Origin of the sequence: Paenibacillus glacialis, from assembly GCF_001637205.1 — a bacterium.
GTDB lineage: Bacteria > Bacillota > Bacilli > Paenibacillales > Paenibacillaceae > Paenibacillus_AQ > Paenibacillus_AQ glacialis.
Genome location: NZ_LVJH01000011.1, coordinates 19340 through 37230, shown reverse-complemented (window position 1 = coordinate 37230; position 17891 = coordinate 19340). Strand labels below are relative to the sequence as shown.

Here is a 17891-nt window from a genome sequence, read left to right as displayed (position 1 = left end):
TCGGTAATGGTATCCGTAATTCATTATTTATTACGAAGTCGACGGAAGAAATTAGTTAGCAATTGAGAGCACTCTTCCTGTAATACATCTGAGATGACATCTGTTCTATGGTTAAAGCGTGGTTCTTGAAGAAGATTCATTAATGTACCAGCGCATCCTGCTTTGGGATCTGTTGTACCGTAGATAACCTGTGGAACACGGGACTGAACGATCGCTCCAGCACACATAGGGCAAGGTTCAAGGGTAACATACAATCTACACTCTAGAAGACGCCAGGCATCGAGCTGTTGGCTAGCATCACGAATCGCAATCATTTCTGCATGTGCGGTAGGATCCATCGTCTGTTCTCTTAAATTATATCCGCGTCCGATGATGTCATCACCCCGGACAATAATGGCTCCAATCGGAACCTCACCGAGGTTCTCAGCTTCTTGTGCTAAGAGAACGGCCTGGCGCATCCAATGTTCATGTACACTGTGATCTATAGAAAGATTAAACTGGGGATTATTTTGTGGATAACTCATTTTATAAATATCCTCCTCTATAAAAAATGGTTTATTCATCGAACAAATGATCTGTTGTTAACATGATGTGCATAACTTTGTGTATAAGATAGAATATATCAACAAACTTATACACATATAAAATATAAAACTGTTAATATGTTAATAACTTTGTGGAGATTGTTCAAGCTTTTCAAAATTCAGGGTTAGCGGTATGATATATGAGATAATAAGCTTGATGGGTCAAGCCATTTGATTATTATTCCTTCTATCCGGATAACATGAGTACATGGGGATATGAAGATGATCGCAAACGAAATTATATCATAAACGCATATATGTATAATACGTTTATCAAAGATTATGAATAAGTCATCGATTAGAATAACTAAACATAGAGGGGAATAGAACCGTGCGGATTAATAAATACATTAGTGAGACTGGGTTCTGCTCTCGTAGAGAAGCGGACAAAAAGGTAGAGAATGGCGAAGTGACTATCAATGGAGAGTTAGCCGTACTCGGCAGTCAGGCCGAGTACGGCGATGACGTACGAATTAACGGTGAGCCATTGGCTTCTAAGAAGCGTCATCTCTATATTGCCCTAAATAAGCCTATTGGTATTACTTGTACAACAGAGCTACATATTCGTGGCAATATTGTCGATTTCATAGGGCATTCGGAACGTATTTTCCCTATCGGAAGATTGGATAAGGATTCTGAAGGCTTAATTCTTATGACGAATGATGGAGATATCGTAAACAAAATTTTACGAGCAGAAGGCAAACATGAGAAAGAATATTTAGTAAGCGTAGATCGAGTGATTACGGATTCCTTTTTGAGAGGAATGTCATCAGGTGTAAGAATATTAGGTGAGATGACTCAACCTTGCGAAGTAACTCAATTATCAGAACGGAGATTTCGTATCATTCTGACAGAAGGCAAGAATAGGCAGATTCGTCGGATGTGTCAAGCATTCGGATATGAAGTCACTGATCTTCAACGTGTGCGAATTATGAATATTGAACTGGGTGATCATCCGGTGGGAACTTGGTGGGACTTAACAGCTGAAGAGAAGCAGGATCTTGGGAGCATGTTGAACTATACGCTTGAATAAGAGTTTGATTGATGATATAGGTCGGATGCATTATCAGTCTGAGTAGTATAAGGTCTGATAATTCGCTATAGATCAAAAGAAAAACGCCCATTGAGAATGGGCGTTTTATTTGTTGTTACTCCTTAGAACCCGAAATATTCATGAGTTGGGTGCTATCTTGGTATTTACGAATAAGAGATACCTCTACGCGGCGATTCTTAGCTCGATTTACGGCTGTACTATTTTCTGCGATTGGATGATATTCACCATAACCAACAGGCGTGAATTTTTTAGGATCAAGATTGGTGTTCAGCAGTAATATTTTTAAAAATTGTAATGCCCGAGCAGAGCTTAGATCCCAGTTCGATTCATAATCGATGTTATAAATAGGAATATTATCCGTATGTCCTGAAACAACGACTTCATAATCAGGGAACTGCTGTAACATTTCAGATATGGCTGCGGCTAATTGTTTTGATTCAGGTTTTACGTTAGCCTTACCAGAAGCAAATAGCGCTGTGTCACTAATGGTAATCATGAGTTGAGACTGATTAAGCTTGGTATCGAGTTGATTTGTAAGTCCACTCTTTTGAATATACTGATCCATTTGTTTTTTTAGCTTTTCTAAATCGATCTGTTCCTGCTTAATGAGGAGTGCTTGCTGATCTTTCTTCTTGTCCTTCTTGGAAGTTATATCTTTATCATTCTGAGTTGCCGTAGCTTGAGAAGTAGGTTGAGTACTTGAAATCGGTGATTTGTAGTCTAGGACACCCGTTCCAGAAGTGAAAGCTGCATTGAACGCTTCACTCATCTCCTCAAACTTCTTGGCATCGGTTGCGCTCATTGAATATAGAACAATAAAAAGAGCTAGAAGTAGAGTGAGAAGATCCGCATAAGGGAGTAACCATGACTCGTCCGCATGTTCTTCGTGCTCATGACGTCTGGCCTTTTTACTCACTTGAACCATCCTCCTTCGTCTTCATTTGTGCACGCTCAGCAGGGGTTAAGAAGACAGACAGCTTCTGGTTAATAGCGATGGTAGATACACCAGATTGAATGGACAATAGACCTTCAAGCATCATAAGTCTAAGTTCCACTTCATTCTTGGATAGACGTTTAAGTTTGTTAGAAATAGGGTGGAATAATACATAACCACAGAAGATACCAAGCAAAGTGGCAATAAAGGCTGCTCCGATTGCTGTGGCAAGTTCCGCCATGTCTTCCATGTGGGACAATGCAGCAATAAGACCAATAACAGCACCCAACACTCCAAGTGAAGGAGCATACATACCTGCTTGGGAGAAAATAAGAGCCCCAGCCTTATGACGATCTTCTGTCGCATTGATATCTTCCATTAAGACATCACGGACGAAATCCTGATCATTACCGTCAATAATCATCCGCATACCGTTACGCATGAAATCATCGTTAATTTCTTCAACCTTTGTTTCAAGTGCAAGTAGTCCCTCACGTCTTGTAATGGAAGCCCACTCCATGAAGAGCGTAATCATTTGGATTCTATCCATGAGTTTCTGTTTCACAAAAACTATTTTAAGCAGTTTTGGGATTTTTTTGAGCTCATTCATAGGAAATCCAATGAAGAGCGTTGCTGCAGTGCCTCCCAAAATAATAACATAAGCAGCGGGTACCCAAAGCGCAGTCAATGGTGACCCTTTGAGTATCATACCTACTAGTACAGAGACAATACCTAGAATTAAGCCAATAAGTGTTGAAATTTCCATTGTACACCTCATCCATGAGAAATAGAATTGAATCCTTTCATGCTGCCATATGAAAAATTGATGATGGGCTGTCGCACAAGAGACGCATTATATTATTTATCGTCAGAATGGGCTTTTTATTTAAGGGCTATTTTCCTGTATAATGAAATGAATCATAAAAGCTCTGCGAACATACGAAATGGAGGGGTACAATATGGGTGTTAAACACGGTCGCGATTATCATGAAATCCATAAAGAATTAACAGTGGCTATAGGACAAATTGAAGATAGTTATGTGTTTTTTGAGATGGAAGAAGAAGAATGGGTTCAATTACCGGATGAGGATAAGAACGAGGTTATGGAAGCTCTAGCGGAGGATGTATTCTACGGACTAGGTACAAACCCTGTCATTACGGTAGGAAGTGGGATTGTCATGCATGATCCGGAAACTCACCGTATCAATATTCTTATTGGAGATACTGAACTTGCATTTGTAGCGTTAGTCTAAAAGATAAATGTTGCGCATGATTATATTATTGTATGAATACAATGAGTCATATCTGTGAATCCAGAGGAAGACGATGTAGTTATGTAAAAGGGGGCAGCCTAAAGAGTGACGTATACAAAAGAGCAAGTGTCTGCACATTTGAATCTGCTTAAGGGGTGGACATTGGTTGAGGAGCGCTTTATCGAACGTAAATATATTTTTTATAGTTTTATGAAAGGTATTGCTTTCGTAGATGAAGTTGCAACGATTTCCGAAGCCTTTAACCATCATCCCCTGATCACTATTGACTATAAGACGGTTATTCTGCGACTCACCTCATGGGATGTAGGATACCTTACTGCTATTGATATGAAAGAAGCACAACAGTATAATGAAGCCTTTGAAAAAATGTGTCCAGAAGAGAGAGAATGTGAAGTAGAGGTTATGAAGAATAAATAGAGGATGGACGTCCTCACAGCAAACGGGAACCCTTCATTTGGAAGGTTCCCGTTTTCACTTGATACTCTATTCCTTATATTTCCACGAAAAACGGGTGCGGTCCTTGGAGAGGGACGGCGCAGCCGGGTCTACTTGGTCATGTGGTTTACTTTTTAGTTGCTAAGAATTGTGCTACATTGGCAATTTCTTCTTCTTTAAGTGACCCTTTAAAGGCAGGCATGATTCCTTTACCTTTACCTACAAGTGAATAAATCTCTTCAGGGGATAGGGTGCTACCAATCTTTTGTAGATTTGGACCTGCGCCACCTTGTAGCTGATCACCATGACAAGATATGCAATTGGCTTTAACTAGTGTTTCGGCAGCGGCAGCATCTAATACCACTTCTGGCATACTAGGTTTTGCTTCCTTTGCCACTTCTTCTTTACCAGGTAGGGTAAAAATAAGTACAAGCGCCAAAATACACGCAGTAAAAAAGAAACCGCTCATGATATATTTTTGCATATTTTTCTTCCTTTCTTATGTAAGCTGATGATTATATTATAACGGATGCTGAACGCACAGCATAGTATTTGTGTCAAAAAAAAGACCGAAATACCAATATTTGTTTCAATAATCTTCTAATACTATGCTATTTATCATGGAAATCAGAGATTTGTCTGAAAACCATACAATAAAATGGCTTGTTACCATCTGGAGTCATTCGCTCATAACTGTCTGTAATTTCAAACCCTACCTTTTGGTATACCTGAATAGCACGATTGTTCCATGTAAGAACCTCTAAATCGATTTCATCCTGTGGTTTCCGGTTTGCTGCTTCATTAACAATAGATTGCACAAAAGATTTACCCATCCCTTGTCCGCATAAATCGGGACGCATACCGATGCCGAGTCGAGTTACACCTACTAACGGGAAAAATTGTGCAAACCCGCATAACTCTCCGTGTTCATAGATAATAGAAGCATACTGCTCTGCACGAAGAACGGGATCGGCAAATTCAACGCGAAGGTCCACCATTTGTTTCCAGGGCATCCAGCCGTATATGTTATAGGGAGCGGGATAATCCCATTCAGATATAGCACGTGCATGTTCAAGTGTCATAAGTGTAATGATAAAGTGCGGAGTGATCATATAGAGGATCCTTTCTGTTTGTTTACTTTTCAACGAGGCGGGTGATGATTAGTATGGACGATTACACATACAAGTAGAAACGGCAGCGCCGTCCTTCTCCAAGGACGGCACCCGTTTCAGCGGAAATATAAGGAATAGAGTATGAAGTGAAACTTATACTTTTTTATATTTTGAAAAAACCTGCAGTTGAGATTTATTAAATCTCTTCCACAGGCCGGTAGTAAATAATCTATTTGTCGATAGCGACAGATTCATATGTATCGTTACTCATAATTCTCTTAGCACCAACATAGTGGGTAACATAATAGGATTCACTAAGAGAGTTAATTTTGACACCATTAGATGAAGAGGAATGTGCAAACTTACCATTACCTACAAATATCCCAACGTGAGAAACACCTCTACCATTGGTATTGAAAAATACTAAATCGCCTGCTTTTAAATCATCACGACTAACAGCTGTTCCCATACCGTACTGTGAACTAGATTGACGTGGTAAATCAATACTAAGTTTATTGAACACGTAAGTTGTAAATCCAGAACAATCGAATCCATTCGTATCGTTTCCTGCTGCCTCGTATGGAGTACCAATTGTAGGAGCGATGGCCTTGTCCAGTGCAGAGTCTGCGAAAGCGCTTCCAGTTCCAATGCTAAACAATAATGCTAATCCTAGTACTGTAGTTGTTAATTTCTTTTTCAAAAAAGTTAACTCCTTCCGTCGCCTGCGAGGTTAGCTTAAGGATTCGGTTGAAGGTTCCCTATGATCCCTCTGTTGCAAGATCAATTCACCCAAGACTGGTTCCCCCACTTCCCTTTCGGGAATTCGGCAGATATGATTAACGTAATAGTTACAAAGTTTATGACAAAGTTGTTACTAAGAACTCACTGTTGTTAATTGTAGCAAAGGGATGGACATTTGGCAATTGTTTCTATCATTTTTTATGCAGAATAGTTATATTTTTTTGGAGTTATCGCTAGAATCATAGAATGATTGACTACATTTACTTGATTTTGCGAGTGTAATTATATTTTTTTGATAAAGTGTCAACTTTTTTATGATTTCGTACGTCTTAGTATATAAGAAACCCGCAGTGAGATTTCGGCTCAACTACGGGTTGAAGATATAATGCCATATTTTATTTTAGTTGTAAGCTGCAGCTTGATATTTCGAAGTACTCATAACTCGTTTAGCACCAATGTATCGCTTTGCGTAGTAGCTTTCTGAAAGTGAGCTAACAATAACACCACGTGAAGAAGATGCATGTGCAAATTTTCCACTACCGACGAATATTCCAACGTGAGATACGCCTTTACCAAATGTGTTAAAGAACACTAGGTCTCCAGGTCTCATCTGACTTTTGGATACGGCAGTACCCATCTTGTATTGGGCTGTAGACTGATGTGGTAAAGTCATGCCTAATTTCAAGAATACATACCGAGTGAATCCAGAACAATCAAATCCATTCGTCGTTGTTCCACCCGTCTTATAAGTAACCCCAATAGTACGGTCAATCACGGAATCCATCTTTGAGTCGGCAAATACGCTACCTGTTCCTATGGTCAGCGCAAGAGCTATGCTCAAGGCTGTAGCAGTTAGTTTCTTCTTCAAATACGTTTTCCCCTTCCAATGCCTGCGAGGTTAGCTTAAGGATTCGGTTGAAGGTCCCCTATGATCTCTTTGTTGCGAGATCAATTCACCCATAAAATGGATCCCCCGCTTCCTGGTGTCTAGGAATTAGGCTGTTTCGTACACCTGAAAGTGACAATCGACAATGCTTTATTTATTGAAAAGAATAGCTTATATATATTACAAAGTTGTTACTAAATGATTTTAACAGAGGATCTCCACTTTGGCAAACCATAAATGCATAGTAGGACAAGAAGAACCCCACCTTTTTCGCTTGAAAAGGGTGGGGTTCTTCTTATATCAAGGGGCTTAAGAGATAACAAAATAGTTATTATTTATTTAAATATGATGGATTGTCAAACCAAGTGCGATAAGGATTGACTATCCACCATATAAGAAAGTATTAGTTTCACTTGACACTCTATTCCTTATATTTCCGCTGAAACGGGTGCCGTCCTTGGAGAAGGACGGCGCAGCCGTTTCTACTTGTTTGATAACTTGTCAGACCACAAATGATATTGTGATGTGATGTTCCACATTTTGAATAGACAAGTGATTAATGGGTATGCCTGTTGAAGGATGAGGGCAAGTATTCCGGTCCATAAAAGAGAGAGACCAGTAAATAGACAGAATAGCAGTAGACTTAAGGTACCCAAGATGAGAGAGATCCCAATAACAGATAGAACATGGCGTAAACATATCCAAGTAGAAGAGAAGATGGATACCTCCCCTGTTGTGCCAAACTGCATGTAAAGAATGATCTGATGGATGACATAACGGTATATACACCATCCAGCTACCCATGGAATAGCTTGTATTAATATAGAAGGAGACATCAATCCAGTCATGGCAATCTTATTAAGAAGCTTAGGTATTAGCCAATAGGCGGGAACGAGAACCAGGAGTGTTTCGATCCAGTACAATAGCATGACTGGTTTCCAGCAACGTTTAATTCCTTGGAAGAAGAAAGCACCCATCTCTCCTTTACGTTCTTGGTGCAATCCGTAGAATATCCCTGAATGAATAAATGGGGTAAGAAACATACGGAAAAGTAACATGCCGAGCAGAATCCATAGGTAGTTGTGAACCGTGGTACTTTGGGTTAGATCTAGTTGTCCTTCAACATAGAATAGGATCTGACTTAATTCAGTGGGAGGTGGATCTGGATAGCGCTGAAGTAACGGCACTACCGCTGAATTCACCAAACGGTATAGAAAGTATCCAAATAGTAGGTGGTACAGAAATAGAATGATGACGACATAGAATTGATTCTTTAGACTTTTCCAACCATGGGCGATATTGCTCCTCATTCGTCTCTCACCTCACCAGGATAGACTTCCAAGTAGCGTTTCCACCAACTTGGTGACACTTATATTCCAGCGGGATACCTTCTTAACGTCGAGATCCGCCTTTAAATAGTTGTTGATATATTTATGCTCTAACACAAGGGTGTATTGTGGATCAATCATGACCCAGGATAGTGGAGATTTGTACTGAAGTCTGAACTGGGTGCTATCTCCGATGCCATTCCATACTTTTTGAAGGGTATGACCGTCGGCAAATGTAAATAACAGTGGGATATTAGGGTAATTACCGTCTTGTCGACTCACGGTTACGTTCGATTCATACAGTGTCCCTGAACTGCTAATTTTTTTCTGTATAGTGATATTATCAATGGCGAAGTCGGTCATCTGCTTTCCATATACATATTGATTGAAATACGTTTTCCATGAGGTATGTGTAACTTGCTCCACAACTTGTTGGAAATCACGTGTAGTAGGATGATTGAATCGATATTTCTTCGTATAAGCAGCCATGATTTTGTTCATCATCTGGTTACCTACTTGCCGCTCGATGCCTTTCAGCACCAGTTTGCCACGGTAATAAACATTCTGGGCATAATGATCCTGAGAACCATATTTCCATGCTTCTTGTGTGAGTGTAGCGGGTGAGATGATCGCTGCTTGTATGGGTAGGTTGGGAATGATTCCAAATTCCTGCTCCATTAACTTATCTTCGGCGTAAGAAGTGAATCCTTCATCAAGCCAAGCCTCTTCGAACTCATTGCTAGCGATCATGCCATAGAAGTATTGGTGACCTATTTCGTGAATGACGGTTCGCTCCAGTTCATAACCAGGTGAATCGTTCTTAGCACCAAAGGCTGTAACTAGGGTTGGATACTCCATTCCTCCCGCCCCGTTTCCTGCTTCAGGAGGAACAACGATCGAAAGAGTAGAGTAAGGATAGGGACCATACCATTTACTGAAGTATTTTAGAGCGACCTCAGCGGCATAGAAATATCGTTCCTTCATATCCTTATGGGCAGGATCCAGGTATAGCTTGATTCGAACGCCTGGTACTTCCTGCGATGAGAATGGCTTCTCGGCTACAATGAAGTCAGGGGATGCTGACCAAGCGAAATCATGTACATCATCAGCGTAGAACTGATAGATTTTCTGACCTTTGAGAAACTGCGCAGATTTAATCGGAAACCCTGTCGCAGCGACAATATAGTTCTCTGGAACGTGAATGCGAACATTGTAGATACCGAAATCAGCGTAGAACTCGGAATTACCATGGTATTGATGAAGATTCCAACCTTCCGTCGTTCTACCTCTTAAGCCAGCTGGTTCATAGACACTGATCTTGGGAAACCATTGTCCAGCCATAACGAAGTTACCAGCGGTACCCATTCGGGCAAATATTTGAGGGAGCTTCACTTCGAACTTCATATTAAGAGTGATGCTCTCGCCACCTTTGACAGGTCGTGGGAGGCGCACTTTGACAAGACTTGTGTCCTTGCTATTGCCATCATCAGGTTGTACATATTGAATGCGGTGCATAAGGGAAAGTCCATCGGCTGTCTCAAGTTCGGTAAGGGTCATGGACCCAAACCCATCCGTAGGCATAACGTCGTTCCGCAGTCTACCACCAGACTCTTTCATAAAGGTGGTGTCCGTGGAGGAGAATGCATTCGGATATAGGTGGAAATAGAGTTCTGTGACTGTGTTTTTTCCAGGATGTGTCCAGGTTAGCGTCTCAGTACCTTTCAGTACCTTCTCATCAGGATCTAATGAAACATCAAGATGATACTCCACGACTCGCTTACTTAGCACTTCTGCAGTGGGGTTCTGCACACTTTCTTTCTGTGGGAGTTGAACGATGCTGTCTGAAGGCTTGGCCTTATTAGGCGCATAAGCTGAATCTGATTCTGGTGATTCCCTGAGAAGTGTCCACCAGGTTCCACTAAGAAGAAATAGAGCGACAAACGTTATTACAATCATTTTTGAGCGAGATGGGGCCATACATGAATACCTCCCGTTGACAAGCATCTACAGCATGTATATGTTTGCAATTCGGCAATTATTAGTTAAAATAAAATGAATAACAGTTATTAATAGCTGGAGTCAGAAATATGGGTTTTTATTTCTGTTTTGTAGTGGGAGGACAATAATAAAATGGATAACAAAGAACAAGGCGGCAAGAAACAAATTGCCCTGAATATTGTAAGTAGCAAGAGTAAACATACGGGTTTTGGTTCGGGTTCTATCGACCTGAACAATGTATCACCGATCATCGTTGATCAAGGGGAAGCTAAGGTGGACGTTGGCGCGATGCATGCGAAGAGTAAAGTAGAGAAGGGTATTAAGTTCTCTGCCAATCGCGAAGATGTGCCGAATGGCCGTCAAGTATGGGTTGTATGGGTAGCCGTGGATCGCACAGCGGAAGGGCAATTCTACGGAGGAGCTACGGCATGTGAGATGTGGATTGATACGGAAGCTCGCAGAGGGTATAAGATTCTAGCGGATCATGTGAATAAGCTGGATGGTGCATTGAAGCGTAAAATTCTGTTAGATGGAATGAACGCGGAAGACAAAACAGCCCTTAAGAATCTGCTAATGACTCGTAATGAGGAGTGGTGGGCAGCTACACCTGAGGAATTGAAGAAGGCGTTAGAGGTTTAAGGCAATTCGAAATTCATTGCTCATGAAAAAAGGCATTCTAAGATCTCATTGAGAGGTCTTGGAATGCCTTTTTATTCTATTTATGATTTATCCTTACCTAGTAGAATGGACATTCCGAGTAGCGTAACAAGAATGGTAGCACCCATGTCGGATAATATCGCGATCCAAAGGGTCAGCCAGCCGGGAATCGTGAGTAGAAGTGCAATGGCTTTGAGAGTAAGGGATATTCCGATATTCCAGCCAATGATACGATTAACTCGACGTGCCATATGAATGGCGCTTGGTAACTTACCGAGATGATCTTGCATGAGAACGATGTCAGCCGTCTCCATAGCGCTGTCCGTTCCTTTGCCCATTGCTATTCCTAATTGGGCGGTAGCAAGCGCAGGGGCATCGTTGATGCCGTCACCGACCATGGCAACGTTCCATTGAGAGGCTAGGCTCTTAATCTGGTCTACTTTCTGTTCTGGTAGCAGACTCGCATAATAACTAGAGACACCGGCTTCAGCAGCAATTAATCGTGCTGATTGCTCATGATCACCTGTAAGCATGACCGTCTGTGTGATGCCTGCTTGATGAAGCTGTCGGATAACGTCTTTCGTCTCTGGGCGTATTTTATCCGCAAGTCCGAGTACACCAAGCACATGGGTCTCGTCTACGGTAATGATCAGAGTGAGACCGTTCTCCTTCATACGGAGAATATCACGTTGTACGGTATCCATATGTTCTGAATGGGATGCAATCACACGTGTTAATATATCCTCGTTACCCATCCAGAAGGTTGTTCCTTCCACTTCACCTTGTATTCCTGAACCAGGCAAGGTTGTTAAATGAAGTGAATCTGGAAAGATACTCGATGCACGTTGATTCGTGATGTGCCGAACGACCGCTTTAGCCAAGGGGTGGAGAGAGGATTGCTCTAAAGAGCCTGCAACATTATAGAATCGTTCTGTATCATAGATGACTTCCTCCATGACAGAGGGAACACCTTGGGTTAAAGTACCGGTCTTATCAAAGGCGATTGCCTCTATCTTACCTAACTGCTCGAGATGCACGCCACCTTTGATTAGAATGCCATTACGAGCACTGCGTGTCATTCCGCTTACCAATGCAATCGGCGAGGATAGCACGAGTGAACAGGGGCATCCAACAATAAGAATTGCAAGTCCTTGGTATACCCATTTCATCCATGGCTGCCCGAATAATAGTGGAGGTACAATGATCACTAGGAGAGCAACAATCATAATGGCAGGAGTATAATATTTAGCGAATTTATCTATAAATAACTCTGTTGGTGTTTTACTTTCTTGGGCTTCTTGTACCAAATGCATGATTTTAGATAATGAAGAATCCTCGTAAGCTTTCTCAATTCGTATATCCAGTAATCCTTCAGCATTTACACTGCCTCCGAAGACAGTATCCCCTTTTTTCTTGGTTACGGGTAAGGATTCACCTGTGATGGCCGCCTCGTTAACTGCACTACTGCCTTCATATATGATGCCATCGGAAGGGATTTTCTCTCCTGATCTAACGCGTACGAGGTCTCCTACACGAAGACTGGCAATAGGAACGCTTGTAACCTCCCCGTTACGTAGTAATGAAGCTTCTTTAGGTGCATTGGCAAGTAGTGCTTCCATCGACTTCCGGGCACGTCCCATACCGTAACTTTCGAGCAGCTCATTCACCCCGAACAGAATGGCCACGAGTGTTGCTTCCTTCCATTCACCAATAACGACAGCTCCTGTGAGTGCTACGGTCATCAGTGTATCCATATTGAACTTAAGATGTATAAGATTATTTAGACCACGCCAAAAAGTAGAGTAACCACTAAGCACGATAGCAATGACATATAAGGTAATAAGTATCGGTTGAGGTATGAGGCCATTCAAGACGAAAGTTAATATATAGAATGTAGCCGCTATTGCAAGCAGCCATTTGATAAGACGATTGCCTTCATGACTATGTTCGTGGTGATCGCTATCGTCGCCGTGATCATGTCCGTGATGGTCGCTCTTCTTCTGTACGAGACGTGCTCCATCATTCTTCAGAATACGCTCAACCCGTAACATATCCACATCTGCGCTCAGGGTCAACTTGCGACTTACATAGCTCAGCTTTGCATCAGAACCATACGCCAATTTCTGAATTTCTTCTTGCATTTCTCGCGTACAGTTGGCACAAGATAAGCCTTCAACAGGGTATTCAACGTAAGGTGTAACGGGTATTTTAGGGTTATTATTATTTGTACTCATCGTCTATCTTCTCCCTCTGATGTTCCAAAGTCATCTGAATAAGAGTTCTGATATGATCGTCTTTTAATGAATAGATCACATTTTTACCTTCTTTACGAGATGAAGCGATATTCATGGTTTTCAACGTGCGTAAATGATGTGAGGTTGTTGCCATACTACTGCCGAGAACAGCTGCTACATCGCATACACATAGTTCGTGTGCTTGATCTAACATGAAGGCAATCTTCATGCGTGTTGGATCAGCGAGGGCTTTGAAAATATCAACCATCCCAAGGATTTCATCTTCTTGTATAACAGTTTGAAGGTGAGTGATTGTGTCAAGATTGACGCAAGAGACTTCACAGACATCTTCGTTAAGTGTAGGCTTTACGTTTAATTGTTCCATGTACACTCTCCTCTTTTGCACGATTTAATGAGGGTATAAACATTTATATTCAAACGATAGTTTGATTGTTACTTCAATATACACCCGCACACCATAATAATCAAACGAATATTTGATTGTTTAAATATAAAAATTGTTGAGATTGTAAAAGGTATCACGATCTCATAAAAAAAGAGCTGAAATCAGCTCTTTTTATGTTTGCTTCTATAATGTGATCAAGTACGTTCAGTTCAATACCGTTACTCCATCCACCATTGTCTAAGATTGGACCACCAGGATTGATTCTTGGTCTGAACTTCTTTAGGAACCTCTTCAGGTCCACCGCCATGTAGTATGCAATAAACGGAGGGTTCTGTACCTTTAATGAACACTTCTAGGGTTTTATTCGGGCAGTCCTTCGTAGCCAGTAGTCCTGATTCAGGATTAATATAGGCGCTGACGACACCATCTGGAATTGGGAAAATTTTTGGAGGGACATTCTCCAGTGCTTTCTCTGTATACTGAGCAAAAATAGGTGCGGCTCGACGTCCATCACTATTCTCAATATTACGCCCTTTATCGTATCCCACCCAGACTGCGGTAGCTAACTCGGGTGTGAAGCCAACGAGCCATGCATCCGTATTTGTAGTGCCTGTCTTACCAGCCACTGGCCGTTTCATCATAGAGGATACCCGATTACCCGTACCACCCGTCTCAAAGACACTTTCCATAAGGTGTGTAAGGACATAAGCTGCTGCGGGATCTACGACTTGTTCGCCTGAACGTGGTTCCGCTTCATATATTAGCTCACCTGAGGCATCGGTTATTTTCAATACGGCTATAGGAGCCATTCGAAGACCCGCATTGCTTATCACTCCAAAGGCAGAGGCCATTTCAAATGGACTAATGGGAGATGTACCTAGGGCGAGAGATGGAACGGCTTGGAGCGGGCTCAGAATACCCATTTTTCGTGCCGTTTCCAGAACCTCCTCAGGGCCTACCTTCATAATCGTGTTGACCGCATAAATGTTATCACTCGCTGCAATCGCTTGACGCATATCAATTTCACCTAAATATTTGTCACCAAAGTTACTCGGCTGATAGGTTTTGCGATTATTATCATAGTGGAACAGCGTCGGTTCGCTTTTGAAAGTGCTGAGCGCAGTCATCTTTAGAGAAGAAAGAGCGCTCAGATACATAATAGGCTTAAAGGAAGAACCGGGTTGACGTGTCGTAGCCAGTGCATGGTTATATTGATTGGTCTGATAATTCTTACCACCTACCATGGCTTTAATATATCCTGTTCGTGGATCGACAGAGATGAGAGCTGTCTCAAGGTCACTGTTCGGATCCATTCCCTTTGCTACCGCGTCTTCGGCTGCTTGTTGGGCATGGGGATCTAAGGTGGTATAAATGTTCAACCCACCATGATCCAATTGCTCCTCGGTAATGCCAAGTTCGCTGGTAACGATATGGCGAACATAGTCTCGGAAATAAGGTGCAACAGAGGTTGTTTTTTGTTCACCTTGAGGCTTAAATAGAAGTGTCTCTCGTGCGGCAGTATTTGCTTCCTGCTTCGTAATATTTCCTGTCTCGACCATGGTTGAGAGAACAATTTTTTGCCGCTTTAAGGCGCTATCTATATGGTTATAGGGTGAATAATAGGTTGGTCCTTTGGGGATTCCTGCAAGCATGGAACTTTCAGCTAGATCTAGATCTTTGGCAGATTTGCCGAAATACATACGGGATGCAGCTTCAATTCCGTAGGCCCCATGCCCGTAGTAAATTTCGTTAAGGTACTTTTGGAGGATTTCCTGTTTCGTGTATTTCATTTCTAATTGCGTCGTGTAAAAGGCTTCTTGTACTTTACGTGACCAAGTCTTGGCATGAGAGAGATACAAGTTCCGAGCAAGTTGTTGCGTGAGCGTGCTTGCACCTTGTGAACGATTCATTTTCTCGAGATTGACGAGTATTGCCCGCCCCATGCCTTTTATATCAAAACCCAAATGGTCGTAGAACTTCCGATCTTCTACGGACAGGGTGGCTTCGATCAGGTAGGGTGAGATTTGATCTAAGGCCACAGGATCATAACTACGCCCACTTACTGAAAAAGTAGCCATGGTCTCTTCCTGGCTATCCAGAATACGTGAATTATGGTCAGTGTCGGCTACAGGTAAACTTGTATTGTATAGATATATGAGCAGAGTAGCACCAGCCAGAAGGGCGAGAGCTGACATGCCGAATAGTAGCTTGACGATAAAGACAAAGCGTTTTTTTCGTTTAGGTGATTTGTGGGATGTATGCGACATGACAGAGAAGCTCCCTTTCTATTACGTTTCTTTTCTTTTCATTATGGGAATAGAAGGGTTTAGATATTCACGGTAGTAGGGTAGAAATATTGAAAAATGGGTAATGTATTATGAAAATAGTTGCATTTTCATGTTGATTTATTATAATGTGATTTGTCTGCTACAATTAAATAAAATATGTAACTGCTTCGCTTTATGATTGGGAAATGATAGGATTCACATATAATTTTAGCGAAAGAAGGGATCACCCCATGGAATTATGGTACACAGAGAAACAAACCCCTGTATTTGGAATTACAGCAAAAATAAAAGAAACGTATGTAACAGAAAAAACGGATTTTCAAGATCTAGCGATGATTGAGACGGAAGAATTCGGAACGATGCTCGTACTTGACGGTATGGTAATGACAACTGTGAAGGATGAGTTTGTATATCATGAAATGGTTGCCCATCCGGCACTGAATACGCATCCTAACCCTAAGCATGTATTAGTTGTAGGTGGTGGTGATGGTGGCGTGATTCGTGAAGTGCTCAGACACCCAGGCGTAGAGAAGGCTGTGTTGGTTGAGATCGATGGTAAAGTTATTGAATACTCTAAGAAGTATTTGCCGTCTATCGCAGGTAAATTAGAGGATCCTCGTGTGGAAGTTTTGGTGAACGATGGATACATGCATATTCTAGAACACAAGAATGAATATGATGTGATCATGGTTGATTCCACTGAACCTGTAGGTCCTGCTGCGCCATTGTTTGAACGTGGATTCTATCAAGGTATCTTTGAAGCTTTGAAGGATGACGGAATTTTTGTCGCTCAGACGGACAATCCTTGGTTTAAGGCTGACCTTATCCAACAAGTAAACCGTGACGTGAAAGAAATCTTCCCGATTGTCCGCGTGTACGCAGCGAACATTCCTACGTACCCAAGTGGACTTTGGACATTTACAATGGGAAGTAAAGTTCACGACCCACTAGCAGTAGACGAAACAAGCATTCCTGAAATGGATACGAAGTATTATTCGTCCCGTCTGCACAAGGCTGCATTTGCGCTTCCGAAATTCGTGGAAGATCTTACGAAGTAAAGGGGAATAAATAGACGATGAAACTGGATCAATCTTACTCAGGAAATGTATTTATTTGTAGCTCTGAAGATTACGAAGGCTCTAAGGCAGTTATCTACGGAATGCCTATGGATTACACCGTTAGTTACCGTCCGGGTTCTCGCTTCGGACCTTCCCATATACGTCAAGCATCGATTGGATTGGAAGAATACAGCCCCTATCTTGATAAAAGCATCGAGGATATGACCTACTTTGATGCGGGTGATCTCATGCTACCTTTCGGAAATGCAGGACGTAGCCTTGAAGTCATCAGTGAATATGTGGGTAAGTTGCTAGCAGATGATAAATTTCCAATTGGTCTGGGCGGGGAACATTTAGTGACGTGGCCTGTTATTCAACAGGTATTTGCGAAATACCCTGATCTTATACTTATTCATATTGATGCACACGCCGATCTTAGAGAGCATTATGAAGGAGAACCCCTTTCTCACTCCACACCAGTGCGTAAGGCAGCAGCGCTTATGGGTGGAAATAATATCTATCAATTCGGCATCCGTTCTGGATCACGCGAAGAGTTCCAATTCGGCCATAAGAATATTAACTTCTATCCATTTGAAGTAGCGGCTCCTCTCAAGGAAGCCTTGCCTAAGATGGGCAACCGCCCTGTTTATGTCACAATCGACATTGACGTGTTGGACCCTTCAGCAGCGCCAGGTACGGGTACAGCAGAAGCGGGAGGAATCACTTCCAAGGAATTACTGGAAGCTGTACATCTTATCGCAAATTCCGAAGTCAACGTTGTAGGTTGCGATCTAGTAGAAGTCGCACCTATTTATGATCAGTCCGAACAAACACAGATTGTAGCCGCTAAGCTTATTCGTGAAATGCTACTAGGATTTGTGAAATAATATTAGTACAACACA

General features: G+C 41.8%; 18 protein-coding genes and 2 riboswitches. Of the genes, 6 read left to right on the top strand and 12 right to left on the bottom strand.

Annotation, left to right across the window (positions count from 1 at the left end; all coding sequences use genetic code 11):
* Positions 1-23: 23 nt before the first annotated feature.
* Positions 24-524 (bottom strand): tRNA adenosine(34) deaminase TadA, encoded by a 501-nt coding sequence (tadA, locus tag PGLA_RS08580; protein ID WP_068531609.1) that lies wholly within the window; start codon positions 522-524, stop codon positions 24-26.
* 391 nt (positions 525-915) lie between these two features.
* Here tadA and rluF point away from each other — a divergent pair, with 391 nt between their 5' ends.
* Entirely contained in the window at positions 916-1617 is a 702-nt protein-coding gene (rluF, locus tag PGLA_RS08575) for a 23S rRNA pseudouridine(2604) synthase RluF (RefSeq protein WP_068531608.1), read from the top strand.
* A gap of 115 nt (positions 1618-1732) precedes the next feature.
* Here the strand turns inward: rluF and motB are convergent, their stop codons facing one another.
* The gene (gene motB, locus PGLA_RS08570; protein ID WP_068531606.1) at positions 1733-2554 is read right to left on the bottom strand and encodes a flagellar motor protein MotB; all 822 of its coding nucleotides are present in this window, start codon (positions 2552-2554) and stop codon (positions 1733-1735) included.
* On the bottom strand, positions 2547-3338 hold the full coding sequence (motA, locus tag PGLA_RS08565) for a flagellar motor stator protein MotA (protein WP_068531604.1): 792 nt from the start codon (positions 3336-3338) through the stop codon (positions 2547-2549). The genes motB and motA overlap by 8 nt, the downstream gene beginning before the upstream one ends.
* Positions 3339-3531: 193 nt before the next feature.
* On the opposite strand from motA, the gene PGLA_RS08560 reads away from it, so the two are divergent.
* Together PGLA_RS08560 and PGLA_RS08555 are read left to right on the top strand one after the other, a co-directional pair.
* A complete protein-coding gene (locus PGLA_RS08560; RefSeq protein ID WP_068531601.1) occupies positions 3532-3825 on the top strand; it encodes a hypothetical protein in 294 nt (97 codons plus the stop codon).
* Between the two features lie 105 nt (positions 3826-3930).
* On the top strand, positions 3931-4263 hold the full coding sequence (locus PGLA_RS08555) for a 4a-hydroxytetrahydrobiopterin dehydratase (protein WP_068531599.1): 333 nt from the start codon (positions 3931-3933) through the stop codon (positions 4261-4263).
* Positions 4264-4408: 145 nt separating this feature from the next.
* Here PGLA_RS08555 and PGLA_RS08550 read toward each other — a convergent pair whose 3' ends face one another.
* From PGLA_RS08550 to PGLA_RS08525, 6 genes are all read right to left on the bottom strand, one after another.
* On the bottom strand, positions 4409-4765 hold the full coding sequence (locus PGLA_RS08550) for a c-type cytochrome (protein ID WP_068531597.1): 357 nt from the start codon (positions 4763-4765) through the stop codon (positions 4409-4411).
* A gap of 127 nt (positions 4766-4892) precedes the next feature.
* Positions 4893-5393 (bottom strand): GNAT family N-acetyltransferase, encoded by a 501-nt coding sequence (locus PGLA_RS08545; protein WP_068531595.1) that lies wholly within the window; start codon positions 5391-5393, stop codon positions 4893-4895.
* A 229-nt stretch (positions 5394-5622) separates the two neighbouring features.
* Positions 5623-6093 carry a C40 family peptidase gene (locus tag PGLA_RS08540; RefSeq protein WP_068531594.1) on the bottom strand — a complete coding sequence of 157 codons (471 nt, stop codon included), beginning with the start codon at positions 6091-6093 and terminating at the stop codon, positions 5623-5625.
* 4 nt (positions 6094-6097) lie between these two features.
* Positions 6098-6232, bottom strand: a riboswitch (cyclic di-AMP (ydaO/yuaA leader).
* Between the two features lie 302 nt (positions 6233-6534).
* The gene (locus PGLA_RS08535; RefSeq protein ID WP_068531592.1) at positions 6535-7002 is read right to left on the bottom strand and encodes a C40 family peptidase; all 468 of its coding nucleotides are present in this window, start codon (positions 7000-7002) and stop codon (positions 6535-6537) included.
* A 4-nt stretch (positions 7003-7006) separates the two neighbouring features.
* Positions 7007-7145: riboswitch (cyclic di-AMP (ydaO/yuaA leader) on the bottom strand.
* A gap of 357 nt (positions 7146-7502) precedes the next feature.
* Positions 7503-8330: a hypothetical protein gene (locus PGLA_RS08530; protein WP_068531590.1), complete on the bottom strand. Its 828-nt coding sequence runs from the start codon at positions 8328-8330 to the stop codon at positions 7503-7505.
* 12 nt (positions 8331-8342) lie between these two features.
* Entirely contained in the window at positions 8343-10325 is a 1983-nt protein-coding gene (locus PGLA_RS08525) for a M1 family metallopeptidase (RefSeq protein WP_068531588.1), read from the bottom strand.
* A 153-nt stretch (positions 10326-10478) separates the two neighbouring features.
* On the opposite strand from PGLA_RS08525, the gene PGLA_RS08520 reads away from it, so the two are divergent.
* Positions 10479-10985: a YwhD family protein gene (locus PGLA_RS08520; RefSeq protein WP_068531586.1), complete on the top strand. Its 507-nt coding sequence runs from the start codon at positions 10479-10481 to the stop codon at positions 10983-10985.
* 80 nt (positions 10986-11065) lie between these two features.
* On the opposite strand, the gene PGLA_RS08515 is transcribed toward PGLA_RS08520, so the two are convergent.
* From PGLA_RS08515 to PGLA_RS08505, 3 genes are all read right to left on the bottom strand, one after another.
* Complete coding sequence (locus tag PGLA_RS08515) at positions 11066-13237, bottom strand: heavy metal translocating P-type ATPase (protein WP_068531584.1); 2172 nt, start codon at positions 13235-13237, stop codon at positions 11066-11068.
* Positions 13224-13622, bottom strand: a complete 399-nt coding sequence (locus tag PGLA_RS08510; RefSeq protein ID WP_068531582.1) for an ArsR/SmtB family transcription factor — start codon at positions 13620-13622, stop codon at positions 13224-13226. The genes PGLA_RS08515 and PGLA_RS08510 overlap by 14 nt, the downstream gene beginning before the upstream one ends.
* Before the next feature lie 239 nt (positions 13623-13861).
* Positions 13862-15910 carry a transglycosylase domain-containing protein gene (locus PGLA_RS08505; protein WP_068531580.1) on the bottom strand — a complete coding sequence of 683 codons (2049 nt, stop codon included), beginning with the start codon at positions 15908-15910 and terminating at the stop codon, positions 13862-13864.
* A 251-nt stretch (positions 15911-16161) separates the two neighbouring features.
* On the opposite strand from PGLA_RS08505, the gene speE reads away from it, so the two are divergent.
* Both speE and speB read left to right on the top strand, forming a co-directional pair.
* Complete coding sequence (speE, locus tag PGLA_RS08500) at positions 16162-16989, top strand: polyamine aminopropyltransferase (RefSeq protein WP_068531578.1); 828 nt, start codon at positions 16162-16164, stop codon at positions 16987-16989.
* 17 nt (positions 16990-17006) lie between these two features.
* Positions 17007-17876, top strand: a complete 870-nt coding sequence (gene speB, locus PGLA_RS08495) for an agmatinase (RefSeq protein ID WP_068531576.1) — start codon at positions 17007-17009, stop codon at positions 17874-17876.
* The last annotated feature ends 15 nt before the right edge of the window (positions 17877-17891 follow it).